This is a genomic window from Chryseobacterium sp. GW821-FHT04C04 (assembly GCF_059420365.1).
This window is the reverse complement of the sequence record NZ_JBWKTO010000003.1, coordinates 39,166-65,069: the sequence shown is the minus strand read 5'-3', so window position 1 is coordinate 65,069 and position 25,904 is coordinate 39,166. Positions and strand designations below refer to the sequence as shown.

Annotated in this window: 23 protein-coding genes; 17 read left to right on the top strand and 6 right to left on the bottom strand. The window is 36.3% G+C overall.

Features of this window, described 5'->3' with window-relative positions; genetic code table 11:
• Positions 1-217 precede the first annotated feature (217 nt).
• The 4 genes from AC07UM_RS10155 to AC07UM_RS10140 all read left to right on the top strand — a co-directional run bounded on the left by AC07UM_RS10155 (position 218) and on the right by AC07UM_RS10140 (position 4,397).
• Entirely contained in the window at positions 218-1,006 is a 789-nt protein-coding gene (locus AC07UM_RS10155; RefSeq protein WP_494683579.1) for a sensor histidine kinase, read from the top strand.
• A 96-nt stretch (positions 1,007-1,102) separates the two neighbouring features.
• Positions 1,103-1,432: a hypothetical protein gene (locus AC07UM_RS10150; RefSeq protein WP_494683580.1), complete on the top strand. Its 330-nt coding sequence runs from the start codon at positions 1,103-1,105 to the stop codon at positions 1,430-1,432.
• A gap of 301 nt (positions 1,433-1,733) precedes the next feature.
• The gene (gene eno, locus AC07UM_RS10145) at positions 1,734-3,026 is read left to right on the top strand and encodes a phosphopyruvate hydratase (protein WP_047380609.1); all 1,293 of its coding nucleotides are present in this window, start codon (positions 1,734-1,736) and stop codon (positions 3,024-3,026) included.
• Between the two features lie 84 nt (positions 3,027-3,110).
• A complete protein-coding gene (locus AC07UM_RS10140) occupies positions 3,111-4,397 on the top strand; it encodes a citrate synthase (protein WP_494683581.1) in 1,287 nt (428 codons plus the stop codon).
• Positions 4,398-4,462: 65 nt separating this feature from the next.
• Here AC07UM_RS10140 and AC07UM_RS10135 read toward each other — a convergent pair whose 3' ends face one another.
• A complete protein-coding gene (locus AC07UM_RS10135) occupies positions 4,463-4,786 on the bottom strand; it encodes a nuclear transport factor 2 family protein (RefSeq protein ID WP_494683582.1) in 324 nt (107 codons plus the stop codon).
• Positions 4,787-4,802: 16 nt separating this feature from the next.
• Positions 4,803-5,597 carry an SDR family oxidoreductase gene (locus AC07UM_RS10130; RefSeq protein WP_494683583.1) on the bottom strand — a complete coding sequence of 265 codons (795 nt, stop codon included), beginning with the start codon at positions 5,595-5,597 and terminating at the stop codon, positions 4,803-4,805.
• Between the two features lie 121 nt (positions 5,598-5,718).
• On the opposite strand from AC07UM_RS10130, the gene AC07UM_RS10125 reads away from it, so the two are divergent.
• From AC07UM_RS10125 to AC07UM_RS10115, 3 genes are all read left to right on the top strand, one after another.
• The gene (locus AC07UM_RS10125) at positions 5,719-6,105 is read left to right on the top strand and encodes a winged helix-turn-helix transcriptional regulator (protein WP_494683584.1); all 387 of its coding nucleotides are present in this window, start codon (positions 5,719-5,721) and stop codon (positions 6,103-6,105) included.
• An 86-nt stretch (positions 6,106-6,191) separates the two neighbouring features.
• A complete protein-coding gene (locus AC07UM_RS10120) occupies positions 6,192-7,253 on the top strand; it encodes a helix-turn-helix domain-containing protein (RefSeq protein WP_494683585.1) in 1,062 nt (353 codons plus the stop codon).
• Between the two features lie 80 nt (positions 7,254-7,333).
• Positions 7,334-9,496 (top strand): outer membrane beta-barrel protein, encoded by a 2,163-nt coding sequence (locus tag AC07UM_RS10115; protein WP_494683586.1) that lies wholly within the window; start codon positions 7,334-7,336, stop codon positions 9,494-9,496.
• Between the two features lie 35 nt (positions 9,497-9,531).
• Here the strand turns inward: AC07UM_RS10115 and AC07UM_RS10110 are convergent, their stop codons facing one another.
• Positions 9,532-9,696 (bottom strand): hypothetical protein, encoded by a 165-nt coding sequence (locus tag AC07UM_RS10110; RefSeq protein ID WP_153816335.1) that lies wholly within the window; start codon positions 9,694-9,696, stop codon positions 9,532-9,534.
• A 281-nt stretch (positions 9,697-9,977) separates the two neighbouring features.
• Between AC07UM_RS10110 and AC07UM_RS10105 the strand changes: the two genes are divergently transcribed.
• The 10 genes from AC07UM_RS10105 to AC07UM_RS10060 all read left to right on the top strand — a co-directional run bounded on the left by AC07UM_RS10105 (position 9,978) and on the right by AC07UM_RS10060 (position 20,044).
• Positions 9,978-10,892: a dimethylarginine dimethylaminohydrolase family protein gene (locus AC07UM_RS10105; RefSeq protein WP_103233312.1), complete on the top strand. Its 915-nt coding sequence runs from the start codon at positions 9,978-9,980 to the stop codon at positions 10,890-10,892.
• 80 nt (positions 10,893-10,972) lie between these two features.
• Complete coding sequence (gene ctlX, locus AC07UM_RS10100) at positions 10,973-11,896, top strand: citrulline utilization hydrolase CtlX (protein WP_494683587.1); 924 nt, start codon at positions 10,973-10,975, stop codon at positions 11,894-11,896.
• A 20-nt stretch (positions 11,897-11,916) separates the two neighbouring features.
• On the top strand, positions 11,917-12,276 hold the full coding sequence (locus tag AC07UM_RS10095; protein ID WP_494683588.1) for an S-adenosylmethionine decarboxylase family protein: 360 nt from the start codon (positions 11,917-11,919) through the stop codon (positions 12,274-12,276).
• Between the two features lie 2 nt (positions 12,277-12,278).
• The gene (locus AC07UM_RS10090) at positions 12,279-13,736 is read left to right on the top strand and encodes a DUF4178 domain-containing protein (RefSeq protein WP_494683589.1); all 1,458 of its coding nucleotides are present in this window, start codon (positions 12,279-12,281) and stop codon (positions 13,734-13,736) included.
• On the top strand, positions 13,736-13,927 hold the full coding sequence (locus AC07UM_RS10085; RefSeq protein WP_494683590.1) for a hypothetical protein: 192 nt from the start codon (positions 13,736-13,738) through the stop codon (positions 13,925-13,927). The genes AC07UM_RS10090 and AC07UM_RS10085 overlap by 1 nt, the downstream gene beginning before the upstream one ends.
• A 13-nt stretch (positions 13,928-13,940) precedes the next feature.
• A complete protein-coding gene (locus AC07UM_RS10080) occupies positions 13,941-14,156 on the top strand; it encodes a DUF350 domain-containing protein (protein WP_062673653.1) in 216 nt (71 codons plus the stop codon).
• A complete protein-coding gene (locus AC07UM_RS10075) occupies positions 14,149-15,663 on the top strand; it encodes a polyamine aminopropyltransferase (protein ID WP_494683591.1) in 1,515 nt (504 codons plus the stop codon). The genes AC07UM_RS10080 and AC07UM_RS10075 overlap by 8 nt, the downstream gene beginning before the upstream one ends.
• A gap of 37 nt (positions 15,664-15,700) precedes the next feature.
• The gene (locus AC07UM_RS10070; RefSeq protein WP_494683592.1) at positions 15,701-17,227 is read left to right on the top strand and encodes an NAD(P)-binding protein; all 1,527 of its coding nucleotides are present in this window, start codon (positions 15,701-15,703) and stop codon (positions 17,225-17,227) included.
• An 8-nt stretch (positions 17,228-17,235) separates the two neighbouring features.
• A complete protein-coding gene (locus tag AC07UM_RS10065) occupies positions 17,236-18,261 on the top strand; it encodes a hypothetical protein (RefSeq protein ID WP_494683593.1) in 1,026 nt (341 codons plus the stop codon).
• Between the two features lie 28 nt (positions 18,262-18,289).
• Positions 18,290-20,044, top strand: coding sequence for a discoidin domain-containing protein (locus AC07UM_RS10060; protein WP_494683594.1), 1,755 nt, complete (start codon positions 18,290-18,292; stop codon positions 20,042-20,044).
• Positions 20,045-20,091: 47 nt separating this feature from the next.
• Here the strand turns inward: AC07UM_RS10060 and AC07UM_RS10055 are convergent, their stop codons facing one another.
• From AC07UM_RS10055 to AC07UM_RS10045, 3 genes are all read right to left on the bottom strand, one after another.
• Complete coding sequence (locus AC07UM_RS10055; RefSeq protein ID WP_494683595.1) at positions 20,092-20,952, bottom strand: alpha/beta hydrolase fold domain-containing protein; 861 nt, start codon at positions 20,950-20,952, stop codon at positions 20,092-20,094.
• An 80-nt stretch (positions 20,953-21,032) separates the two neighbouring features.
• Positions 21,033-23,282, bottom strand: coding sequence for a TonB-dependent receptor domain-containing protein (locus AC07UM_RS10050; protein ID WP_494683596.1), 2,250 nt, complete (start codon positions 23,280-23,282; stop codon positions 21,033-21,035).
• 46 nt (positions 23,283-23,328) lie between these two features.
• Positions 23,329-25,590 (bottom strand): TonB-dependent receptor domain-containing protein, encoded by a 2,262-nt coding sequence (locus tag AC07UM_RS10045; RefSeq protein WP_494683597.1) that lies wholly within the window; start codon positions 25,588-25,590, stop codon positions 23,329-23,331.
• Between the last annotated feature and the right edge of the window lie 314 nt (positions 25,591-25,904).

Below are 25,904 nucleotides of genomic sequence, written 5' to 3'. Positions count from 1 at the left end.
CATTTCAAAATGATACAGAATCAATACTGGAAAGAGGCCTATTTTGGATTAGTTGTTCCTTATTATTTTGGTCCGTTTTTTACCTTTTCAGAATGATGCCGATGTATTGGATACAAAGTAGGGATGAGGGATTTTTGTACACCTTGAAATATATTTTTCAAGTAGCAACTATTAGCTCATATCTTTTATTTCTTAAAGGACTTTTGAGTAAAAAATTATGAATACGCTACCCCAGGAAATAAAATTAGTTTTTCTTATTGCATTACTTATAGTAGTGCTCTTTGTAGCTTTTATTATTTTCGTTATATTAATGTATAACAGAAAACAGCTTTTATATCTTAAAGAGCAACAGCTCAAAGAATCAGAATATCAAAACCAGCTTCTCCAAAAAGAACTTGAAAAGCAGAGATCTATTGAAATAGAACGGGAACGTATTTCCCACGATATGCATGATGACCTGGGAGCAGGAATTTCAGCATTGAAACTTCAGGCAGAATTTCTGAAACAGAAAGCATCAGACGATGATCTGCAAAGTGATATCGATGAACTTCTGAAGACCTCTGAAGAAATGAATATCTCCATGAGAGAAATGCTCTGGAGTCTGAACTCAGGAAATGATACATTGGGGAGTTTTATCGATTACGCGATATTGTATACCGGAAATTTTTTAAAGAAAACAAAAATAATATTACGTTCGGAATGTGAAGATGTCATTACTGAAACTTCTATCTCTACAGAAATGAGGCGTAATCTTTTTCTTTGTTTGAAAGAAGCGGTCAATAATATATATAAGCACAGTCACGCAAATACTTTGAAACTTTCATTTTCCCAGGATAAAAATAACTTTTATATGAAAATCGAAGATAATGGAATAGGGATTTCAGAGGATCAGCCAAAGGGAAATGGTCTCAGAAATATGAAAAGAAGAATGACTGAATTATCCGGTGAATGCAATATCTCATCCCAAAATCCAGGGACTTCTTTGATTTTCAAAATAACATTATAGATTACTTATTTACAGCATCACTCTTATATATTACCCTTTTGTGTAATTGACAGATATGGTTTTTTAATGGAAATTTGATGTATAAAATCAAAAGCCATGAAAACTCTTATTAACGACAGTATCGGAGATTTAGAAGCTGCTTTAAAAAACAACAGTGATCTTCAGGAGAAATTCAAAACGAATCCTGTAGAGGCTATTAAAAATGTTGAGATCAAAAATCCGAAAGATACAGACTATTGGATCTATAGAATTATTGTACTGATGCTTGGGCTTGCAGTAATTGCCATTATTGCAGGACTTATTCTTATTTCTTTCTGGAACCAAGGGAAATCTCCCGATGCTCAGTTGGTGACAATCTTTGCAACGATTTCCTCAGGAGCAATAGGAGCTTTGGCAGGTCTATTATCCCCTTCCCCCAGAAAATAACTTACAATGAAAGCTTTAAAAAAGGAAATGATATTGCTGTATTGCTCTTTTTTAGTGGTATCAGAAAAAAACGAAAAGGTAAGCAACACTAAAATTAATTTCAAACTCCAGTATTTTGATATCTGGAGTTTTTTTATGACTGTTCCTCCATTTTAAATTACAAATTCAACACAAAGAAATTGTAGAGTTATCATAATATACATTAACTAAAATTTAACTTGCATTTATTTCAAAAAAATCCCTTGAAATACCCCTGAAAGTTTAATTTTGATTAAATTTGTCTAAACTAAAAAAATAAAAAATGAGTGCAATTTCTTACATAGAAGCAAGACAGATTTTAGATTCCAGAGGAAATCCTACCATCGAAGTAGATGTATTTACAGAAAGCGGGGCAATGGGCCGTGCTGCTGTACCTTCAGGAGCGTCTACAGGAGAACACGAAGCGGTAGAATTACGTGACGGTGGTTCAGAATATCAGGGAAAAGGAGTTCTGAAAGCTGTTGAAAATGTAAAAGAAGTAATTGCAGAGAATTTAGTTGGACAACCGGTTTTCGAACAAAACTATATCGATCAGATTATGATTGATCTTGACGGAACGGCTAACAAAGGAAATCTTGGTGCTAATGCTATTCTTGGTGTTTCTTTAGCCGTAGCAAGAGCTGCAGCTGCAGAATTGGGAATGCCGCTTTATAAATATGTAGGAGGAGTGAATGCAAACACACTTCCTGTTCCAATGATGAATGTTATCAATGGCGGATCTCACTCAGATGCTCCTATTGCATTCCAGGAATTTATGATCATGCCGGTAAAAGCAGATTCTTTCTCTCATGCATTGAGAAAAGGAACTGAAATTTTTCACAACCTGAAATCTATTCTTCATTCAAGAGGTTTATCTACTGCAGTAGGTGACGAAGGTGGTTTTGCTCCTACTTTCAAAGGAACTGAGGATGCTTTGGATACCTTACTTCAGGCAATTGAAAAAGCAGGTTATAAGCCAGGCGACGACATTATGTTAGCGCTTGACTGTGCGGCTTCTGAATTCTACAAAGACGGAATTTATGATTACAGAAAATTCCAGACTCCGGACGCAGCTCAGTTTTCAAGCAGCGAGCAGGTTTCTTACTTAGCTGAACTGGCTGCTAAATATCCAATCATTTCTATCGAAGATGGTATGCAGGAAAATGACTGGGAAGGTTGGAAAATGTTAACTGATAAAATCGGTGACAGAGTACAGCTTGTTGGTGATGATTTATTTGTAACCAATGTAGAAAGATTATCCAGAGGAGTAAAAGAAAATATTGCGAACTCTATCCTTGTAAAAGTAAACCAAATCGGTTCTCTTTCTGAAACAATGGCTGCTGTACAAATGGCTCAGAACAACAGGTTCACATCAGTAATGTCTCACAGATCAGGAGAAACTGAAGATTCTACAATTGCTGATTTAGCGGTAGCAATGAACTGCGGACAAATCAAAACAGGTTCAGCTTCAAGATCAGACAGAATGGCTAAATACAACCAGTTATTAAGAATTGAAGAAGCTCTTGGTGAAACCGCAATTTTCCCAGGTTTAGAAGCATTTAAAATTAAAAGATAATTGAATTTATAAATAACGGCAAGCGATAATTTTTGTTTGCCGTATTTTGTGGAAAGTGGTATATTTAAAAAAAATAAATAAATAATGTCAGACAACAAAGTAATATTGAATTACGACGGTAATTCATATGAATATCCAATCGTGGATAGTACTATCGGAGACAGAGGGATTGATATTTCAAAATTAAGAGACCAGACAGGTTTGATCACTCTGGATTTAGGTTACAAAAATACAGGAGCTACTATTAGCGACATCACTTACTTAGACGGAGATAAAGGAGAATTATTCTACAGAGGTTATCCAATTGAGCAAATTGCTGAAAAATCTAACTTCACTGAAGTAATGTATCTTTTATTACATGGAGAATTACCTACTCAGGATCAGTTTGCTTCATTCGACAATAATATTAAAAAATATAACTTCATCGCAGACGAAATGAAAAAGATCATTGATGTTTTTCCTCGTTCTGCTCACCCTATGGGAGTTTTATCTTCTATGACTTCTGCATTGACAGCTTTTAACCCTAAGGCCGTTAATGTAAACTCTAAAGAAGAAATGGATCATGCAGCGGAGCTGATGATCGCTAAGTTCTCTCACCTTTGTGCTTGGACTTACAGAAAAACTCAAGGTTTACCATTAAACCACGGAGATAACAACCTAAACTACGTAGAGAACTTCTACAAAATGGCATTCAGATTACCAAACGCTGATTTCGAAATCGATCCGGTAGTGGTAGGTGCTTTAGATAAATTATTAATTCTTCACGCTGACCACGAGCAAAACTGTTCTACTTCTACAGTAAGAATGGTAGGTTCTGCTCACACAGGTCTTTTCGCTTCTATCTCAGCTGGAGTATCTGCACTTTGGGGACCACTTCACGGTGGAGCTAACCAGGCTGTAATCGAAATGCTTGAATTGATCGAGAAAGATGGTGGTGACGTATCTAAATATGTTGCTAAAGCTAAAGATAAAAATGATAACTTCCGTCTAATGGGATTCGGACACAGAGTTTACAAAAACTTCGACCCAAGAGCGAAAATCATCAAGAAAGCTGCTGACGATATCCTTACTGCACTGGGTATTCAGGATAAAGCTCTTGACATTGCAATGCAGTTAGAAAGAGTTGCACTTGAGGATGAGTACTTCATCGAAAGAAAACTATATCCAAACGTAGACTTCTATTCAGGAATCATCTACAGAGCATTAGGAATTCCTACAGAAATGTTCACCGTAATGTTTGCATTAGGAAGACTTCCAGGATGGATTTCTCAGTGGAAAGAAATGAGATTAAAAGGAGACCCAATCGGAAGACCAAGACAGGTTTACCAAGGTGCTCAGGAAAGAAACTACATCGATATCGCAAGCAGATAATATTTGCTTTTATCATCATAAAAAAATCCCAAAGTTTACTTTGGGATTTTTTGTTTTTTTACAACTTATCCAGTAATAATTAAAGCTGTAATAAGATCGCTCTCCATTCTGAAATGAAAATTTAGTAGTAATGGGCTTCCATCGAAAGAACCGGCAATATTGATCCTTAAAAGAATTGTATTATCTCTTGTTGAAAAATCTTGTACCTCAAACAATGTTTGAAATTCATTGTTAGATTTCTCATTCCATTGCCTTATTTCCTCTTTTCCGAGATATATTTTTCCTTCATCAAACACAGTTGCCTGATCCGAAAAACAATGGGAAAAAGATGTACTGTCAAAAAGCTTCTGTGCTTTTAAAAATTCTTGTAAAATGTTCGGTAGGTTCATATTTTATTTTAAATGATTAAATAGTGGGAATGGTGCCGCCATCTACTACATATTCGGTTCCTGTTAAATATCCAGCCCGTGGAGAAACCAGAAACCCAACAAATTCTGCAATATCTTCAGGTTGTGCCGGTTTACCGATGGGAATCCCTCCCAATGCATCCATGACACTTTGTGTAGCTTCTTCAATCGTGGCCTTTGAACTATCAGCAATACGTTCCATCATTCGGGTTGCTGATGAAGTCATAATCCAGCCCGGAGAAACAGTCAGTACACGGATTCCTTTTGGGGAAACTTCTTTTGATAAACCTTTACTGTAGTTGATAAGCCCAGCTTTGGCAGCTGCGTAGGGTAATGTAGAATCAAATAAAGGTAATCTTCCCTGGATAGAGGCAATATGGATAATTACTCCATTTTTTCGCTCCAGCATTTGGGGGAGAAATCCTCTGTCTAAACGGACTGGCGCGAGAAGGTTCGTCTGAATCGTGTTCTCCCAATCTTCATCACTGAGAACAGCAAAACCACCACCGGGAGTATCTGAACCGCCAAGGGTATTAACCAGAATATCCAGTCTGCCAAATGTGGAAAGAACTTCCCGTACCAATTTTTCGGTTTCTTTTGGCTGGCTCAGATCGCCTGCGATAAAATGAAGGCGGTTGTTCATATTTTCAGGTTGATTTCTTGCAGTGACAATTACAGTGGCCCCTGCGCCTAATAATCTTTCGGCAATTGCTTGTCCGGTTCCTTTTGTTCCACCTGTTACCAAAGCGATTTTATCTGATAATTCGTTGTTGAAATTAAATGCTTCTGTCATGATTTCTTTTTTGTACAAATTTCAGGAGTATATCAGGTTCATACAAGTAAGGAAATACGAATCATATACGGATAAATTGATCCCTATTGTTGCATCCTGTCATTTGTATTACATTTGTTGTATGTATGAAAGAAAAATCCCACCTAATCTGAATTGCGGGCTTGATCTGATTGCCGAAGTACTCTATGGTAAATGGAAAATCCGTTTGTTGTGGTTTATTAATGAAGGAATTCAGAGGCCAAGTGAGTTGCAGCGGAAGATTCCCGATGCTTCCCGGAGAGTTTTGAATGTACAGTTGAAAGAACTTGAAGAGCATGATCTCGTGACTAAGAAAATTTATCCTGTCTTACCTCCAAAAGTAGAATACAGGCTTACAGAATTCGGGCAGACGCTGATTCCGGTGATTGCTGCATTGGGAAAATGGGGAGACGATCACGAAGAGCGTTTACGAACATTAATTTTAAAAAGGTTGGAAAACGGATCAGAGAATGGTATTGAGCAGCCTTAAGGGCAATTTTTACTATTTTACAAAAATTATAGAAAACCGAATACAATAATTTGATTAAATTTACTACTGTAAAAAATTAATACCCAATGAATTTCGGACAACAGCTATTATTTTTCTTCAGTGCAGTAGGAGCGTTTAATGGACTTCTGCTGGGAATCTATCTGCTGTTCATTAAAAAACCGAAATATCTGCCGGATTTTTTCCTTGGGCTTCTTCTTTTAATGCTAAGTTCAAGAGTAGGGATTTCCGTATTCATGTATTTTTATCCGGATTTGCCCAGAATTATTCCACACTTGGGAATGTCAGCATTATTTTTCACCGGACCGGCTTTATATTATTATGTGAAATCTTCCTTTCAACAGGATCAGTTTGATTGGAAGAACTGTCAGAAATCGTTTGGAATATTAACGCTTGTTTTAGGAGCTGTCGGATTATTATATTTAGTTTTCCCGATTACCTGGGATCACTATTTTGGAAGTTTCATTTATGCCACCTGGTCTGTATTTATATTTCTTACGGTGTATCAGTATTATACTTTGGTTAAACAAAATCATAAAAGCCCAAACAATTTTGTCCTTCCGGTTCTGGTGAGTAATGTGATTATCTTTTTGAGTTATCAATTGATTTCAACGGGTTGGGTACAGATATACTGTGCGGGAGGGAGTCTTGTATTTTCATTTGTACTGTATGCCAACTTTTTGATCTTATTTAATAAAAAATATCAACAGCTTCCTGTAAAAGAACCCGTAAGATATTCCAATAAAAAGATTTCAGAAGAACAGGCCGATAATTTTGTATCCAAATTACAGAGGCTAATGAGTGCTGAAGAACTTTATAAAAATCCGAATCTTAAACTGAGCGATCTGGCTTCCAGGATGAATATGCCTGCCCATCAGCTTTCCCAACTATTGAATGATAATTTGGATAAAAGTTTTTCTACTTATATCAACGAATACAGGATCGGTGAAGCCTGTGAAAAAATTGAAAATGGATCCTATTTGAAAATTGAGGAGATTGGGTATGAAGTGGGATTTAATTCCAAATCAACTTTCTTTTCTACTTTTAAGAAAATAAAAAATACAACACCGCTTTTGTACAAACAATCAAAAACCCTTACTGAACCTAGGTTTCAGAGTTTAGATTTATAATTCAGTACTGCGGAATTTTAATTTCAAAACCTTTTTTTTACGACAACCCAATACTTTTGATGTCATAAAATTTAATATTTATGATGATCAAATTATGGTTTTTGATACTGTTCCTGCTTCTTTCATTTTACGGAAATGCACAGAAAGCGGCCTCAGATTCTCTGACAAAAACAAAGTCTTCCACAACCAATATTTCAGAAGTTGTTATCCAGTCAGCTCCCCGAAAGATGAAGCTGAACGATGGGAATGTAGTAATGGCTGTTGCCGGAAATAAAGACTTTAAAACCTCTATCCACCTTCTTGATGTTCTGAGAAAAACACCAGGTGTTACAGTAGACCAGGAAGACGGAATTTTTATTGGAGGAAGAATCACTCCGGCCATCTTTATTGATGGCAAGCCTATTGTCATGAGCAATCAGGAGATACAGGCATATCTACGGTCTTTATCACCCGAAATGGTAGAATCTGTAGAAGTAAATACCAATCCATCTTCAAAATATGATGCAGAATTTAAAGGAATTATTGATATTAAATTAAAAAAGAACGCCAACCTTGGTTGGAAAGCAAACTATAACGGCACTGTATATAGTAATAAATTCAACTACCGGGAAAATACACTTAACCTATCTTATCACACAGGAAAAGTAACATACAATCTGCAGGCAGGCTATAATGAAGGGATTTCAACATATCGATATCAAGCGTTGCAACAGTTAGCGAATACTCATGTTTTGCGTACCAATACCTATCAGGAAGATTTCGGGAAAGTCTATAATATTCAGGCTGGAGCAGACTTCATACTGAATGATAAAAACAGGGCCGGGATCAGTCTAAGAAGTAACTTCCGGGAAAATGACCGTGCACGCAGCGGATCACTTTATGCTACTGATAAAAATGAAAAACAATTGGTGTTTCATACTGTGAGTGAAAATCCTACAAATTATTTGCAGGATAATTATGGAATTGCAGCCGATTATTCTTTCCAAAATAAAGGATTTAAACTCATCTTTTTAGGAAACTATCTTGCCGTTAAAAATAAGCAGGATGATGATTTTATCAATAAAGATCAGGCTACAGCTAATCTTTTGTCTTATTGGAAGTCTGATCTGCTTAACAAAATTAATATCTATACCGCTCAGATAGACGCTTCCCAAAAAATAAATAATATAGACATCGAGGCAGGTGTCAAGTACAGTAACTCCGATACCCGTAATAATATCAGGTATGATACATTGTCTGTCGGAAATCAGTTTGTTTTTGACCCTACACGAAGTAATGTATTTTCATATAAAGAAAAAATATGGGCAGGATATCTCGCGTACAGGCAGAAAATTGGAAATCTACAGATCAACGCTGGGTTAAGATTTGAAAATACAAACAGTATTTCCAATGCAGTTACTTTAGATTCTGTTGTTTCTAGAAAGTACCTGGAATGGCTTCCGTCATTTAGTACAAGCTATACTTTTAATAAATCCAGTGAACTTTCTCTCTCCTATAGCAGGAAGATAACAAGACCGGCTTTCTCGCAGCTTAATCCGTTCAGGTTTTATTTCAGCCCTCTCAATTACTGGATTGGGAATCCCTATTTACGGCCTTCATTTACCAGTCAGATTAAAGCAACCTATCGTTATAAAAACTGGGTTACAAGCTTTACGGTCGGAAAAGAAAAAGATTTCATGACACGTTATCCCATTTACAACCCGGAAACGAACGTATTACAATATTTGGGAACCAATCTTCCGTATCGGAATTTCGCTGTTTTTGAAACCAGTTTTCCGGTCAGAATTACAAAATGGTGGAATATCACCAGCCAGTTCACAGGAAATTACAATTATGAATTCATGCCCTATCTGGATGAGGTTTTTGCATTGAACATCTATAATTATGGAGTAAGAATCAATCAGGTGTTTTCACTTCCAAAAGGATATACAGTGAATATTTTTGCCAATTATGAGTCCAAAACGGGAAATAGCCTTTACATCATAAAACCAAGATATACCATAGATGTATCAGTTCAGAAGTCTTGGCTTGATAATAAACTGAACACTAAAATTGGTTTTAATAATATCTTTGATTCCTATAACCAACAGTTAGAATTCCGCCATAAGCAAATTATGGATAACCGCCTTACACACTGGTGGGATAGCAGCCGGTTGGTATTTTCGCTCAGCTATAGTATAGGAAGTACAAAATATCAGGTAAAAGAAACCCAGAAAACGGAAGAAGAAAACAGAGCGAGATAAGAAAACCTGCTTGAAAAAGCAGGCTTTCAGTTGTATTAAGGACATTGGCATCTGTCGCATGTCCAGATATAGCATTTTCCTGTATCATCCCATTCACAGCATCTTCTGGCTGTTGAGATGGGTGCTCCTCCCATAACGGATTTTTGTTGGTCTCTTCCTAATTTTTGTGCGTTTTTCAGCACCGGATTGTTCTTGTTCATGACTTTGATTTTTGGTGTTAATAGCTAAGTTTTATGATTTATAATTTCGCGAAAACTATATCACTAAGATATGAATTTAAATAATAAAAATAATATGTTTTTTAATGCTTATGTAGATGAAATATAGTAGGTTGTAGAGGTTTTTGAAATAATGTTTTTCCTTTTTTGTTAAAAAATAGTAAAAAACAATTTTGGACACATTCAAATTTAATGCATAAAATAATCCAAAAGTTTTATAGGTAGAGACCTTTACTTATATTTGTAGTATTGCATAAATCTTTATGAGACTAAACATTAAAAATGAAACGGGTAGGCTGAAGTCAGTAGTTCTAGGCCAGCCTAATTCACTGGGACCGGTTCCCACACTAGAGGAAAGTTATGACGCAAAGTCATATTACTCAATCGAACATAATATTTATCCTAAAGAACAGGATATTATTAATGAAATGAACGCTTTTGAAGCGGTTTTAAAAAAGTATGACGTTGAAGTACTGCGTCCAAGTATCATTAAAGATTACAATCAGGTTTTTTCAAGAGATGTAGCCTTTGTAATTGATGATAAAATGATCATTTCCAATGTGATCGCAGATAGAGCAGATGAGCAGGGAGCATACAAAAATGTTTTTGAAAAAGTAGCATGGAGAAAAATCATCAATCTGCCGGAAACAGCCCATATTGAAGGAGGGGATGTTATCGTATGGGATGATTTTATTTTCATCGGAACCTGTTTCAGCGAAGATTACAGAAACTATAAGACGGCAAGAACCAATGAGTATGCCATTGAAATATTAAAAGAATATTTTCCAAAGAAAAGAATCATTGACCTTGAACTGAAGAAAAACGATAAAATTCCGTTTGAAGGTATTCTGCATTTGGACTGTACATTCAATCCGGTAGGAGAAGACAAATGTATTATCTATAAAAACGGATTCGTAGATGAAAGCGACTACCGTTTAATCATCGATATTTTCGGAGAAGAAAACTGCTTCCATATCAATGATGAAGAAATGTTTGAAATGGTTCCTAATATTTTCTCTATTTCTCCTGATATAGTAGTTTCTGATAAAGCATTCACAAGAATGAACAATCATCTGAGAAACGAATGGGGAATGACTGTTGAAGAAATTCCTTACAGAGAAATCTCCAAAATGGGTGGTTTGTTAAGATGCTCTACAATGCCGCTTGTGAGAGAATAATTGAGTGGGGGTCTTAGGGCTTGAGAGCGGGAGAGTGTACTCTTTCAATCTTTTAATTTTCAATCTTTTAATCAAAAAAAATGCAAACAACAGATACAGTATTAATGATAGAACCGATTGCATTCGGTTACAACGCTGAGACAGCGAAAAACAATTACTTCCAGGTGGAACAGACAGGTTCTGATATCCAGTTCAAAGCTTTGGCAGAGTTCAATACCTTTGTTGGAAAACTGAGAGGAAAGGGAATCAATGTAATCACAATAAAAGATACATTGGATCCTCATACGCCGGATTCTATTTTCCCGAATAACTGGGTAAGTTTCCATAAAGACGGGAAAGTGGTTTTATACCCAATGTTCGCATCCAACAGAAGAGTGGAAAGAAGAGAAGATATTATTGAAAGTATTCAGAATCAAGGCTTTGAAGTTGCTGAAATTGATGACTGGTCTTTTTCTGAAACACAGGGACATTTCCTGGAAGGAACGGGAAGTATGATTTTTGATCATGATAATAAAATTGCTTACGGTTCTGTTTCTTTAAGATTAGATGAAAAACTGTTCAGAGAATTCTGCATAAAATACGGCTTCACTCCGGTTGTTTTCCATTCATTCCAGACAGTAGGAACAGAAAGACTTCCTATTTATCACACCAACGTAATGATGTGTGTGGCTGATCAATTTGTCGTAATCTGCCTTGACTGCATCGATGATGAATTGGAAAGAGAAAAGGTAATTGAAACCATTAAAGGTTCCGGAAAAGAAATTATTGAGATTTCAGAAGACCAGATGCAGCAGTTTGCCGGAAATATGCTTCAGGTTCAGAACAAAGACGGAGAGAAATTTCTGGTGATGAGCCAGACTGCTTACCAGTCTTTAACAACAGAACAGGTTGCAGCTATTGAAAAATACTGTGAAATTATCTATTCAGACCTCAATACCATTGAAGTAAATGGAGGAGGAAGCGCAAGATGTATGCTTGCTGAGGTTTTTCTTCCAAAAAAATAATATATTTACGAAAAAATTAATTGAACCCATTATCAAGTAAAGGTTTACATATTCTTCTGACTTTGGAAACAGAGTCAGAAGATTTGTTATTAGACAGCAAAGGTTTTCTGACGTTTACGGAAGAAATTCTGAAAACTAATGATGTAGAAATTGTAGGAGTGACGAATCATGTTTTTGAAAATGAGAGTTTTACTTCGGCAGTGATCCTTAAAGAGTCGCACCTTTGTATCCACACGTGGCCGGAATTTAAGCAGCTTACTTTTGATGTTTTCTTATGTAATTATACCCAGGATAACACCACGAAAGTAGAGCAGATCGCAGATGAGGTGGTTCAGTATTTTAAAGCTAATACCATTCAAAAACACAAAATTTACAGATAAAAATGCATTATGTCTGCCCAGCATGCGAATCAGAAAATAAATTAGATCTCAGTTTCCCTATTGAAGAATATGTTTGCCAAACCTGCTCTCATCTCATTGATGTAGCCGGAAACAAACAAATCAAGCATTTGAAAGTACCGACTGAAAACGTGGTCTTGGACGTCGGTCAGAAAGGGATAATTGAAGGTGTAGAATATACGGTCGTTGCTATTATTGTAAAGAAATATGGCTCCAGTATTTTCTGGCGCGAATACTATTTAAAAGACAGCAAAGGAAATGATGCTTTCCTGAGTGAAAGTGATGGACATTGGGTTTTCCTGATTCCTATGCATCCCGATGATTTTAAAGGTAAAAATTCGAAATTACCAACCTACCTAGGACGAACCTACCGCTGGTACGAAAACTCCCAGTGTAGTATTGAAGCTGCAGCCGGTTTTTTTGATGAGCACGTAGATTTCAGTATTGCTACCTACAAAGAATATGTCAACGGAACCCGTATGATCTCTCAGGAGAAGACCAGCAAGAAAAGCCAGTATTTTTACGGAGTTCACATTTCAAAATATGATATTAAAAGAGCTTTTAAAATAGCTAATCTCCCTCATTATACAGGTGTAGGGATCGTTCAGCCTTATTATTTTGATATCAAACAGACTAAAAACATCTTTTGTGTGGCTGCATTAATGATTTGTCTGCTTCAGTTGTATGTCTATATCTCAAGAACGAACGAAACCGTTTTTGAGCAGTCGGTCAACTTTTCTGATGTAAAAGATAAAGAACTGGTCAGTAAAAGTTTTACTCTTTCGGGTGGATCAGCACCATTAAAGGTTAATGTCTTTTCAGCAGTTGATAACTCATGGGCAAATGTTCAGCTAAGCCTTGTCAATGAAAATACCAACGAAGTTGTATATACTTCAAAAGATATCGAACAATATCACGGCTATGAAGGTGGTGAAAGCTGGTCGGAAGGAAACCAGTCTGAAGATTTTAATCTTTGCGGAGTAGGTTCGGGTAAATATCATTTTCTGATTTCAGCAGAAAAAGAAGGATCTTTGCCCCCATTTTCCGGTCTTCAGTCACCAGATTCAAAAGTATTGATCTCCAGGGATAAAGCTGGAGTTCTCGATGTTACAGATCTCTATAAAGTACAATCTACCACTTTTATAGATGGGAAAACACTGGAAAAAGATACAACCGAACTGGGTAAACTGGTGAAGGCATCCTTTGGAACCTCAAAAATAGACTCTTTGATCAACGCTGAAGGACTAAGACTTACAACGGATGTTGTAGCAGCAAACAGCGATGTTAAGATCAAAGCAACCTGGCTTCCCGTTTCATTCTGGAACTTCGGATTTATTTTATTCATAATGGTCGCTATTTTTGTGGCTATGTATATAGGAAGGTACTTATTTAATGTGAGTAAATGGAAGAACAGTTCAAACACCCCTTATTCTACATCGTAATGACTAATATTTTACACTATATAAAACAAAACTGGATACTCTGCCTGATGGGTAGTTGTTTTCTGACATGGTTTGTATACCTTACTTACCAGGGAAATCAGGTGTGTGACTGTGCCAAAACGGAAACATACCGTGACGGAACCACAAGAAGCCATTCCAGAGTAGGATTCTACAGATACTATCACAAATAAAAATATAAAAACTATGGACAACATCAATTTCTTACCCATATTAAACTCGGTTCTTTATTCATTTTTAGGAATCGCAATTCTGTTAGTGTGCTATTTCGTTATTGAAAAGCTTACGCCGGAAAAAACATGGCATGAGATCGCTCAGAACAAAAACATAGCACTGGCTATTGTCTTCGGAGCATTTATCATCGGAATTTCAATGATTATAAGTGCTGCAATTCATGGATAAGAAGAGGATTCCTCTTGAGCTGCTTTTATTGTTTTCAGTATTCGTCATTGCTACATGTGGATTGATTTATGAATTGGTGGCCGGAGCCCTGGCAAGCTATCTTTTAGGAGACTCTGTAAAGCAGTTTTCTTTTATTATCGGAGTGTATCTTTTTTCAATGGGAGTGGGTTCCTACTTTGCAAAATTCATCAAAGGAAATCTTATTGATAAATTCATTGAGATTGAAATCCTTGTAGGAATCGTAGGAGGAATCAGCTCTGTGGTGCTTTTTATTTTGTTTAATACTCTCGCACATTTTGAAAGCGTTCTCTACCTTTTTGTCTTTTTTACAGGATGTCTTGTTGGGGTGGAAATTCCGCTTTTGATGAACATTTTAAAAGATAGAGTTCAGTTTAAAGATTTAGTTTCAAATGTCTTTGCATTCGACTATATCGGAGCGTTACTGGCATCCATTCTATTCCCATTGGTTTTGATTCCAAAGCTGGGAATTGTAAAAACCCCTCTGTTTTTCGGACTGATTAATATTTCTATTGCGATATTTCTCTGTTATTACCTTAAAAAGGAATTATCAAAATCGTTTTCATTAAGAGTAAAGGCGATTTCGGCATTTGTTTTTTTGCTTGGACTTTTCTTTTTTTCAGATACGATTTTATCTTATTCTGAAGAAAAGCTATATGGTGAAAATGTAGTATACACCAAAAGCTCACCTTACCAAAGGATTGTGCTGACGAGAAATACTCACGAATTTCGTCTCTATTTGAATAACAATTTACAGTTTTCATCCACCGATGAATACCGTTATCATGAGGCTCTTGTACATCCTGCGATGTCTATGGCAAAAAACATTGATAACGTTTTGATTCTGGGAGGAGGAGACGGCTTTGCGGCAAGAGAAGTATTGAAATACAAAGACGTTAAAAAAATAACGCTCGTGGATCTTGATGGTGAAATGACCCAGTTTTTCAAGACCAATGAAACCATGCGCAGGCTGAATCAAAGTTCTTTTTCCAATCCTAAAGTGGAAGTCATCAATAAAGACGCCTACATTTGGGTAAAAGAGAACAGGAAAAAATTTGATGTTATTATCATAGACTTTCCGGATCCGTCCAACTACAGCCTGGGAAAACTATATTCCCTGCAGTTTTATAAAGAATTGGAGAGACTGACGACTCTTGATACCAAAATTGTGGTTCAGACCACTTCTCCGTATTTTGCGCCGAAATCGTTCTGGTGTATAGAAAAAACGATCAATCAGATTTTTCCTTTCACAGCAGCTTATCATACTTATGTTCCGTCTTTCGGGGAGTGGGGATTCTCTATGGCTTCATTTGAACCCATCAACAACAGGATCTACAGAAAGCTTCCCGGTTTAAAATACTATGATTACAACTTTTCACAGATGTCTTATTTTAATAAAGACATGAAAGTGAAAGACGTAGAAGTTAACCGTCTGGATAACCAGATACTAGTTCGTTATTTTGATGAAGAGTGGGGAAAAGTACAGTAGAAAGGATTTTCTTAAAACTATATTTTTAGGTAGCCTTATGCTTCCCTTTTTACAGTATTGTGGAAAGAAAGCAAAGTCACTGCTGGTAAAAATTACCGGAACCAATCATGTTCTCGGACATAAGCTATGGGCAAAAGATTTTCCACAGTTTTCAGAAGTTATCCACACCCAATATCTTATTGTGGGCGGGGGAATTTCGGGACTTGCTGCTTGCCGGTTTTTCAGTCAGCATAATGAAAACAATTATCTTCTCCTGGAAATGGAAAATCATTTGGGGGGAAATTCTTCCAATGGGGAGAACTCGTTTTCAAAGTTTCCGTTAGGAGCCCATTATTTACCATTACCCAATAAAGAAAATGTAGAAATCATAGAATTTCTGACAGAATGTGGAATCTGTCTGGGAACTGAAGAGAACGGAGAACCTATTCTTGATGAATACCAAATGACTTTTCCACAACAGGAAAGACTGTTCTATAGAAACTCCTGGCAGAATGATATTGTTCCTCAGAGAGGGATTTCAAAAGAAACTCAGCAAGAGCTCAACCGATTTTTTAAGCTGATGGATGAGTTCCGCCTGAAGAAAGATGCACAGGGAAAGTATTGGTTTGCTATTCCTGTGCATGATTCAAGCCAGGAAGATGAGGTCTTACACCTTGAAAAAATCATTTTCAAAGATTGGCTGAATGAAAATAACTATCATTCAGAAGAACTTCTCTGGCTGTTGGATTACTCCTGCAGAGATGATTTCGGATTAGGCATAGACTATGTTTCAGCATGGGCAGGCATTCATTATTTTGCAGGAAGAAAGAATAACTGGAGCGCGAAATATAAAGATCAGGTATTCACCTGGCCGGAAGGAAATGCCAGACTGGCAAAACATTTCTCAAAATATACAAAGGGAAAGCATATGCCCGCAAATCTTGTCTTTGATGTAACACTCAATGATCAAGTTGAGGTATTGAGCTTTGATAATATTCAGAAGAAAACAAAAAAGATTATTGCTGAAAAAGTACTGTTTGCATCCCCCCAGTTTGTGAACGAGAGAATTTTTAATCATAAGAAAGCCCAATCGTTTAATTACGTTCCATGGCTTTTAACAACGATTACTTTAAAGAATGAATTCGGAGGAGATGAAGAATTGGCCTGGGATAATGTGATCTATGGAAATTCAGGGTTGGGGTATATCTTTGATCAGCATCAAAATCTTAACCAGATTATTGGGGAAAAAGTAATTACCCATTATAAAAGCTTCTCAACCGGAGACTGTAGAAAAGCAAGGAAGAAGCTGTATGCAATGAAGGATGCTGAACTTAAAACTTTAGTTTTGAATGATCTGAAGAAAGCCCATCCGTTAATAGAAGATTTTATTCTGGAAATGCAGTTTCATAAAATAGGGCATGCTATGATTGCGCCGGTTCCTAACCAGATTTTTGGAGAAGCAACAAGGATAGCAAAAGAACCTATAGATGGGAAAATATTCTTCGCCCATTCTGATCTTTCGGGAATATCTATTTTTGAAGAAGCTTTTTATCAGGGAATAAGAACGGCCGGACAAATGATATAAATTATAATATGAAACAGCCTTGGATACATAATGCAAAAACAGACTGGTGGTTTATTTTATCACCACCTTTCCTGGTATTGTTGATTATTTTTCTTTTTCAGAAACAGATCCAGGGACTGGAAAACCATTATTCTTTTTATACATGGCTTTTCCTGATTGTTTTTGTGGACGTAGCCCACGTCTATTCTACACTGTTCAAAACCTATTTTGTAAAAGGTGAAATACAGAAGAATAAACTGCTTTATCTTGGGATTCCTGTTCTAAGCTGGATATTGGGTATTGTTTTATTTCAATTGGGAAGCCTGACATTTTGGTCGGTACTGGCTTTGGTTGCCGTTTTTCACTTTATACGCCAGCAGTACGGGTTTATGAGACTTTATGCCCGATTTGAGCCCAATAACTGGAGCAAAAAAATAGATGAGGTAGCTGTTTATTCTGCGACCATCTATCCTATGTTATACTGGTTTAAAACACCCCGCGCCTTTACCTGGTTTGTCAACAATGAATTTAAATGGCTTCAAAACCTTCCGGATTATATTCCTCTGATTACCGTTATCTATTTTGCAATTCTGATCATTTGGATCGTTAAAACTGTTTTTGAAGCTTTCAAAACAAAAAATATTAATATTCCTAAAACAGGATTAATTACCGGAACTTTCCTTTCCTGGTATTTTGGAATTGTATACTTTAACAATGACCTTCTCTTTACTTTCTTGAATGTAGTTTCCCATGGAATTCCTTATATCGCATTGATTTATATTCAGGAAATAAAACAAAAAGAAAATCATCAGCTGAACAGAATGCAGATTTTTAAATCTTTTTCGGGAGTATTTTTATTTGTAGCGATCATTGTAGGTTTTGCTTTTCTGGAGGAATTTTTATGGGAAACTTTGGTCTGGAATGAGCATTTTTCTTTGAATGTGATGGTTTCAGAAAAACTGTTTCAATTTTTGGTTCCGCTATTGGTCGTTCCACAGCTTACCCATTATCTTCTGGATGGCTTTATTTGGAGAAAACCAAAAAAAGTTAGCTAACTTTGCTCCGAATGTTTAAAATCTGAAAATGAGACAATATCTTTTATCATTAGCAATTTTTCTGGGAATCATAGTGGGCGGTCAGCAGAAAACTTTCTGTAATCCCATTAATATAGACTACGGATATACCCCTTTCGAAGTTTTTTCAAAACAAGGAAAACACCGTGCTACAGCAGATCCTGTTATTGTTAATTTTAAAAATAAACTGTTTCTTTTTTCTACCAACCAGGAAGGCTATTGGTACAGTGATGATATGCTGGACTGGAAGTTTGTAAAAAGGAAATTTCTAAGAGACAATAAGTATACCCACGATCTGAATGCTCCGGCGGTCTGGGCAATGAAAGATACGCTGTATGTTTATGGTTCTACCTGGGAACAGGATTTCCCAATCTGGAAGAGTACAAATCCAACTAAAGACGACTGGGAAATTGCGGTAGACACGTTAAAAGTAGGAGCGTGGGATCCTGCATTTCACTATGATGAAGATAAGAATAAGCTATACCTGTATTGGGGCTCGAGCAATGAATGGCCTCTGTTGGGAACAGAAGTTAAGGTTAAAAATCTGCAGTCCGAAGGTTTTGTAAAACCTATTCTAAAACTGAAACCCGAAGACCACGGATGGGAACGTTTTGGCGAATACAACGACAATGTTTTTCTTCAGCCTTTTGTGGAAGGAGCGTGGATGACAAAACATAACGGAAAATATTATATGCAGTATGGTGCTCCGGCAACAGAGTTTAGCGGATATTCTGATGGAGTATACGTGAGCAAAGGTCCTTTAGAAGGCTTCGAGTATCAGCAGCATAATCCTTTTTCATACAAGCCTGGTGGTTTTGCCAGAGGAGCAGGGCATGGAGCTACTTTTGAAGATAATTATAAAAACTGGTGGCATGTTTCCACTATCTTTATTTCCACTAAAAATAATTTTGAAAGAAGATTGGGAATCTGGCCGGCAGGTTTTGATAAGGACGATGTGATGTACTGTAATACAGCCTATGGAGATTATCCTACTTACCTTCCGCAATATGCACAGGGAAAAGATTTTTCAAAAGGTCTTTTTGCAGGATGGATGCTGTTGAATTATAATAAACCGGTTCAGGTCTCCTCTACCTTAGGAGGTTATCAACCCAATTATGCAGTAGATGAAGACATTAAAACTTACTGGAGTGCCAAAACCGGGAATTCCGGAGAATGGTTCCAGACAGATCTTGGTGAGGTTTCTACCATCAATGCTATTCAGATCAATTATGCAGACCAGGATGCAGAATTTATGGGGAAAACCTTGGGAAAGATGCACCAATACAAAATCTATGGATCTCATGATGGAAAGAAGTGGAATGTAATTGTGGATAAAAGTAAAAATACAAAAGATGTTCCTCACGATTATGTAGAATTGGAGATCCCTGCAAAAGCCCGTTTCCTGAAAATGGAAAACCTGAAAATGCCTACCGGAAAATTTGCATTGAGTGGTTTCAGAGTGTTTGGGAAAGGAGGCGGAAAAGAGCCTGCTAAAGTAGAAGGTTTTGTTCCTTTAAGAGCTGATCCTAAGAAATATGGTGAAAGAAGAAGTATCTGGATGAAGTGGCAGCAGAACTCTGAGGCAGACGGCTATGTGATCTATTGGGGGAAATCTCCCGATAAAATGTACGGAAGCATTATGGTATACGGAAAGAATGAATATTTCTTTACAGGAGCCGACAGAACTGATGCTTACTATTTCCAGATTGAAGCATTCAACGCCAATGGGGTTTCAGAAAGGACAGCACCTGCAAAGTCTGAATAAAAGCAATTAAGAAATAAAAATAACACGTTTTGAATGATCAGAACGTGTTATTTTTTGTCCGTTTTTTTAAGAAAAGTTGTTATTTTATTGATAAGAAATTCATCATTGGGATGTTTATCCCAATCCAAATGCCCACCATTGAATTGATAAGATTCATGAATGATATGGTTTTTATTTAAAATGGAATCTAGGATTTTTTCTTGTGAGGAAGGGATAACGCGGTCTGTACTTCCATAGTAGGATAAGGTAGGAGGGGAGGTTTTTGTGATCCATTTTACAGGGCTGGCAAAATCTATACGTGATATTCCTAGTCTTGGTACATCAGGATCCACAAGTCTTTCCTGAACAAAAGAATATTCCTGATAATTTTTGAAACCCGGATCTGAAAGATCAGCCGGACCCACAATATTAATAACAGCCTTTACTTTTTTATCAGAATCGAATTGATAGGCATATAGCATGGCTAAATGTCCTCCGGCACTGTTTCCCAATAATATGAATTTAGTATTGTATTTGAGTTTCTTTTCTAAAAAGGCAGAGACCTCTTTAATGTCGTTTATTTGATTGGGTAGCCCATAATTAGATGCTGATGCCAGTCTGTAATTGATATTAACGAAAATATGATCAGGAAATTTCTGCATGAGGGAAAGAGTGAAAAATGTAAGCTGTGACTTATTTCCACTACGCCAGCCCCCACCATGGATGATCATGAAAACATCCCTTTTTTGGAGTGTTTTTTTATTGGGAATATAAATGTCCATCACCTGTTCAGGACTATTTCCGTACTGAATATTTTCCTCTTTATCAAAGCTGATATCGTTGCCTAGTTTTATCTTGTTTTCCTTACAGCCAGTCCATAGAAAAAGCAGAATGAGGATGATTAAAATAATATGTGGCTTTTTTTTCATAGCGATTAAATATAAAAAATCCGCTGTAAAAAAACAGCGGATACCGTAAGAATAATTGAATATGAAGAAAGATACTTCTCTTATTTTGTTCTGCTTTTGATGGCATCAGATGCGCCTTCGATGTTTCTTACCTTTTTCACTTTCTGATTTCCGAAATTGTAGGTAAGGCTTACCATTACGTTTCTATTGTAGCGGTTTTGGTGGATGTAATTGTAATTCCCGTTGTCCTGGAAGTCTTCAATTTTGACAATATTGGTATTCAGGACGTCATTTACATTCACTGCAAAAGTCCAGTCGTTCCATATTTTTTTGATGCTAAGATCTAAACTCATTAGCTCTTTTAGTAGTCCAAGCTCGATCTGCTGTTTGTCTACGAAGAAATAATTAACTCCAAAGAACCATGTTTTCTTTTTATCAAGACGGATGGTGTTGTTGGTCTGGATGACAAGACTGGTAGAATTTGTTTTATTAGTGTATACAATATCTTCGCCCTTCTGATTTCTGAATCGGTCTCCTGTAGTAGGGTCGATGTCAAGACTTCCATTGTTGATGTTATGTTGAACTCCAATATTGAAGTTGGTTGTCCAGTATTGCTTAAAAAATGACTTCTGAAGGCCTAGCATTGCAGACATTTCCTGCTTATTTCCAAAATTGGTTCTGATGTATCTCAATACAGGATTGGTACCCACTGTACCATCCGGGGCTACCGGATATCCCTGTAACGGAACCTGAGTAATAGCATCCTGAATATAAGAATGGTTTAGAATCAGGAAGTATGAATTTTTAAACATATAAGTTAATTCCTGATTGTAAGTTGAAGATGCTTTTACAAACGGGTTGTTCTGAGTATAATTATCATCTGTCAGAATGTTTCTTACAGGATTAAGTTCCCAGAAACTTGGTCTTCTCATTCTGCTTGAAAAGGAATACGAAATGTTATTTTTATCATTAATCGCATAATTCACACTCAAATAAGGAAGAAAGTTTTTGTAATTTCTTTCAATTCTCTTAAGGGCTTCTGTAGGTGCATTATCAGAAGTTCCCAAACTGTTGGTAATCTCGTATCTCGCCCCTATTTTTCCGGAAAGCTTATCGGAAATCTTCTTTTCAACAGTAAGATACACACCGTAGATGTTTTCATCATAGATAAAATGATTGGGTCTGGGATCCGGATTTTTTACGGGATCAAAAGAATAAGTAATGTTTTTAGAATCGTTATCTGTTTTGGTTTTGTTATAATTTCCTCCTATTGATACTGTCAGATCATTTTTAAATTTCTGAATATAATCTACCATTCCGGAGAAGTTATTAATGATCTGAGGGAGATCCTGAAGCACTTGTGTTGTTCTTGTTCCTAGTCCTCTGTTGATATCTGAAGCGAAGGTTTGGTTATCTGTAAACTGAAATCTTCTATAGTTCAGATAGGCTGCATTTACATTCAGCTTACTGCCTGATGAATCTGTTTTTAATTCATAATTTAGATTCAAAGAATTGTTATAAGACCTTGCATCTTCTTTGTTTTTGGACCATGTATATTGTGTGCCTGTTTTTTTTATGGTATTAAACAAATCTACTGTTGAATTATAGCTTTTATTAGCCCATGTGTTCCATGATAATGCCAGGTTGCTTTTGTCATTCAGCTGGTAATCAATATTCAGATAACCGCCAATATTTTTGTTTGGATCGTTGATATCCCCGGTAGATTCATTGGAAGTATTGGCAGTACCATTTCTTAATGTATAAGTTTGTGCCTCAATATTTTCCCCACCGCTAAGATTGGCGCTCACTCCCAGCTTATCTTTTCTGTAGTTGGCCGAGAAACTGGCTTGGCTTCCGTTGTATTTACTGGTTGTATTAGACATTCTCATGTTTCCGCTGAGACCGTCACTCATTTTTTTCTTTAAAACGATGTTGATGATGCCATCTGATGATTCTACCTGATACTCACTTCCGGGAATCGTTATCACTTCAATTTTCTGAATATTTTCTGCCGGAGTATTTTTCAGGAACTGAGCCAGAGACTCAGAATCCATATTGGTTTTTCTTCCGTTGATATAGATCAGCGCATTATTCTTTCCTGCGATTTTCAAGGTCTTATCATCTGTAGAAGATAATAATGGAGTCTGTTTCAGAAGGTCGAAAGTGGTATTTCCTTTAGCAACAGGGGAAGCGGCCACATCATATACAAAACGGTCACTTTGCTTTTTGAAAACCTGTTTCGTGATAGTAACTCCTTCTATATTTTTAGTTTTTGCCGTATCAGATTTCTTCTCCTGAGCAAATGCACAAGTACCGAATACGATAGCCATTGACAAAATTATACGTTTCATTTTTGTTTTATTTAAGAGTGGTTGTCGTGAGATCAATTATTATAGATTAGGTTCTTGATTTTACAGCATCATTCGCTGATTTCATTTCCCTTGCCTTTTTCAGTTTCTGATTACCGAAATTGTAAGTAACTCCGATACTTATAAGTCTTGGATAATTGAAGTTGGTTATATTATTATAGGTTCCGTTAGGCTGTACTCCTTTAACTCTATAAAAGCTTTGATTGAATAAGTCACTAACTTCAGCTACAATCGTCCAGTCGCCTACAATTTTCTTCACATTGAAATCAAAGCTCTGTCTTGCCCCGATCATACCTCCTTCCATAGCGGTCTGGCTTGCAAAAAAGTAATTAACTCCTAAAAACCAGTCTTTTTTGGATGAAAGGCGGATTATATTGTTGAAGGTAGCAGACATATTATAGTTTTTGACATTAATGATATAAGGCTCTACAACTTCAGTTTCTCCCGGAACCGGCATGGATGTAGGATCTTCCCAAACTCCGCCACTATAAGTAACATACCCTAAGTTCACAGAATAGTTGGTTGTCCATATGTCTTTGAACCATGATTTGTTCATCCCAAGAGTTAAAGCAAGCTCTCTGTTTTTTCCGTAGTTAGTTCTGATATATCTAAGGAATCTAGTAGTTTCCATGGTTGTATTTCCTTTGATATCATATATAATGTTTCCCTTAGAATCTTTTTTGGGAGCCGTTACAGTTCCCTGCAATGGAAGGAGGTCTGAAGCAGCAGCATCTTCTACCATATTAAAACTCAGGTTGGCATAGAATGCATTTTTGTACATATAATTGATTTCCTGATTGTAATATTTAGAAGCCAATATAAATGGATTGTTCTGCGTATAATTGGTTGGAGTAAAGTAGGTTCTGGAAGGATTCAATTCCCAAAATCTAGGTCTTCTGATTCTGCTTGAAAACGTATAACTCAAATTATGATCTGAATTGATGGCATAATTTAAATTTAAATAAGGTAGCAGATTGTTGTAGTTTCTTTCAAATCCTGTTTTGTCTACAATATCTCCGGTACTTCTTGTCATTTCATAGCGGGCTCCTATTTTTCCGGATACTTTCTCAGTCAGCTTTCTTTCATAGTTCAGGTAAATTCCAAGAATATTTTCCTTATAAATGAAGTGGTTGGTCTGATTAGGATCTATCACAAATGCTCCGTTTTTCAGCTTATCCTGTCTGGTATCATTATCTGTATTGGTATGGTTGTAGCTGATTCCCATCAACCACGTTGCTCCTTTAGCCGTTTTTTTCAGATAGTCGATGTTGGCTGCATAGTTGTTGATAATTTGTGGTACAGCCTGACGAAGCGCTGAATATTTATTAATTGTATCATTCGTTAAAGGGAAACTTTCATTGAAACTTTCTTTATTTCTGTTGAACCATAGATAAGAGACGTTCGATGTAAGTTTGCTTCCCAGAGAGTCCGTTTTCATTTCATAATTTAAATTGAAAGAATGATTTCTGGTTTGCGCATCCTCATTATTGACAGTTCTGTTGGATAACACTCCATCTTGCCAATTGGTGATATCCAATATAGAATTGAAGCTTTTATTATATCTCATATTGTAAGAGAAACCTAAACTGTGTTTTTTATTGATTTCATAATCAACATTGAAACCTCCTCCGTAATTTTTGTTGGGATCATCATTGAAACCTGATGATTCATTTCTGAAAGTAGAATCTCCGTTAGACAATGTATATTTTTGTCTGTCTGTCCAGCTTCCCATTCTGAAATTAGAATTCCCGGACCATTTACCTTGTCTGAAATTAAAAGAAGCTCCTGCGTTTGGATTGTTGTAATAGCCTTGCTCATTCTGCATCTTCAACGTCCCATTATAACCGTTATTTTTGCTTTTCTTCATGACAATATTGATGACCCCTTCCTTGGATTCAACCTGGAATTCACTTCCGGGAACTGTAATGACTTCAATTTTTTGTATATCTTCTGATGGAGTTGATTTCAGCATTTCAATTAATGCCTCAGAATCCATATTGGATTTCTTATTGTTGATGTAGATTACCGCATCATTTTTACCCAAAATCTTCAGCGTTTTTCCATCTATACTGGAGATCATCGGGGTTTGTTTTAAAAGATTAAAAGTGTTGGTTCCTTTAGCAATAGATGAAGAAGCTACATCATATACCAAGCGGTCACCCTGTTTTTTGAAAACCTGCTTCTTGATATTAACTGCATCAATAGTATTTACTTTCAAACTGTCTTTTTTCTGCTGGGCAGTGATAAGTCCACCGAAAAATAGTGCTGCAATAAGAATTTGAGTTTTCATGATGATTATTTTTTTAGTTTAATAGCTTGTATGGTTTGTTATTTTACATTACAAAGATATATAATAAATACAGTATCATGCAATACAAAGTACTTAAAAATATTTCAAAATAAGTTTAATTAATTGATTATCAGTTAATAAAAATTTAGTTTGAAAATAATGATTGCTTGACCTTTCTGCATAATAAGACAACTTTAGCAATAAATTTGTTACATGATAGCAAGAAATTTATTAAGATTTAAAAAAGATTTGATGAAAAATAAGAGAAAACATGAGGACTCGTATTTTATTATTAATTTAGTTAAAACTAAAAA

Excerpts from the sequence above, each read along its gene's own strand:
- AC07UM_RS10065 (WP_494683593.1), top strand. The coding sequence starts at position 17,236 with ATGAAACAGCCTTGGATACATAATGCAAAAACAGACTGGTGGTTTATT.
- AC07UM_RS10115 (WP_494683586.1), top strand. The coding sequence starts at position 7,334 with ATGATGATCAAATTATGGTTTTTGATACTGTTCCTGCTTCTTTCATTT.
- AC07UM_RS10080 (WP_062673653.1), top strand. The coding sequence starts at position 13,941 with ATGGACAACATCAATTTCTTACCCATATTAAACTCGGTTCTTTATTCA.
- ctlX (WP_494683587.1), top strand. The coding sequence starts at position 10,973 with ATGCAAACAACAGATACAGTATTAATGATAGAACCGATTGCATTCGGT.
- AC07UM_RS10045 (WP_494683597.1), bottom strand. The coding sequence starts at position 25,590 with ATGAAAACTCAAATTCTTATTGCAGCACTATTTTTCGGTGGACTTATC.
- eno (WP_047380609.1), top strand. The coding sequence starts at position 1,734 with ATGAGTGCAATTTCTTACATAGAAGCAAGACAGATTTTAGATTCCAGA.
- AC07UM_RS10070 (WP_494683592.1), top strand. The coding sequence starts at position 15,701 with ATGCTTCCCTTTTTACAGTATTGTGGAAAGAAAGCAAAGTCACTGCTG.
- AC07UM_RS10050 (WP_494683596.1), bottom strand. The coding sequence starts at position 23,282 with ATGAAACGTATAATTTTGTCAATGGCTATCGTATTCGGTACTTGTGCA.
- AC07UM_RS10110 (WP_153816335.1), bottom strand. The coding sequence starts at position 9,696 with ATGAACAAGAACAATCCGGTGCTGAAAAACGCACAAAAATTAGGAAGA.
- AC07UM_RS10120 (WP_494683585.1), top strand. The coding sequence starts at position 6,192 with ATGAATTTCGGACAACAGCTATTATTTTTCTTCAGTGCAGTAGGAGCG.
- AC07UM_RS10135 (WP_494683582.1), bottom strand. The coding sequence starts at position 4,786 with ATGAACCTACCGAACATTTTACAAGAATTTTTAAAAGCACAGAAGCTT.
- AC07UM_RS10155 (WP_494683579.1), top strand. The coding sequence starts at position 218 with ATGAATACGCTACCCCAGGAAATAAAATTAGTTTTTCTTATTGCATTA.
- AC07UM_RS10150 (WP_494683580.1), top strand. The coding sequence starts at position 1,103 with ATGAAAACTCTTATTAACGACAGTATCGGAGATTTAGAAGCTGCTTTA.
- AC07UM_RS10055 (WP_494683595.1), bottom strand. The coding sequence starts at position 20,952 with ATGAAAAAAAAGCCACATATTATTTTAATCATCCTCATTCTGCTTTTT.
- AC07UM_RS10090 (WP_494683589.1), top strand. The coding sequence starts at position 12,279 with ATGCATTATGTCTGCCCAGCATGCGAATCAGAAAATAAATTAGATCTC.
- AC07UM_RS10075 (WP_494683591.1), top strand. The coding sequence starts at position 14,149 with ATGGATAAGAAGAGGATTCCTCTTGAGCTGCTTTTATTGTTTTCAGTA.
- AC07UM_RS10125 (WP_494683584.1), top strand. The coding sequence starts at position 5,719 with ATGTATGAAAGAAAAATCCCACCTAATCTGAATTGCGGGCTTGATCTG.
- AC07UM_RS10085 (WP_494683590.1), top strand. The coding sequence starts at position 13,736 with ATGACTAATATTTTACACTATATAAAACAAAACTGGATACTCTGCCTG.
- AC07UM_RS10105 (WP_103233312.1), top strand. The coding sequence starts at position 9,978 with ATGAGACTAAACATTAAAAATGAAACGGGTAGGCTGAAGTCAGTAGTT.
- AC07UM_RS10140 (WP_494683581.1), top strand. The coding sequence starts at position 3,111 with ATGTCAGACAACAAAGTAATATTGAATTACGACGGTAATTCATATGAA.
- AC07UM_RS10130 (WP_494683583.1), bottom strand. The coding sequence starts at position 5,597 with ATGACAGAAGCATTTAATTTCAACAACGAATTATCAGATAAAATCGCT.
- AC07UM_RS10060 (WP_494683594.1), top strand. The coding sequence starts at position 18,290 with ATGAGACAATATCTTTTATCATTAGCAATTTTTCTGGGAATCATAGTG.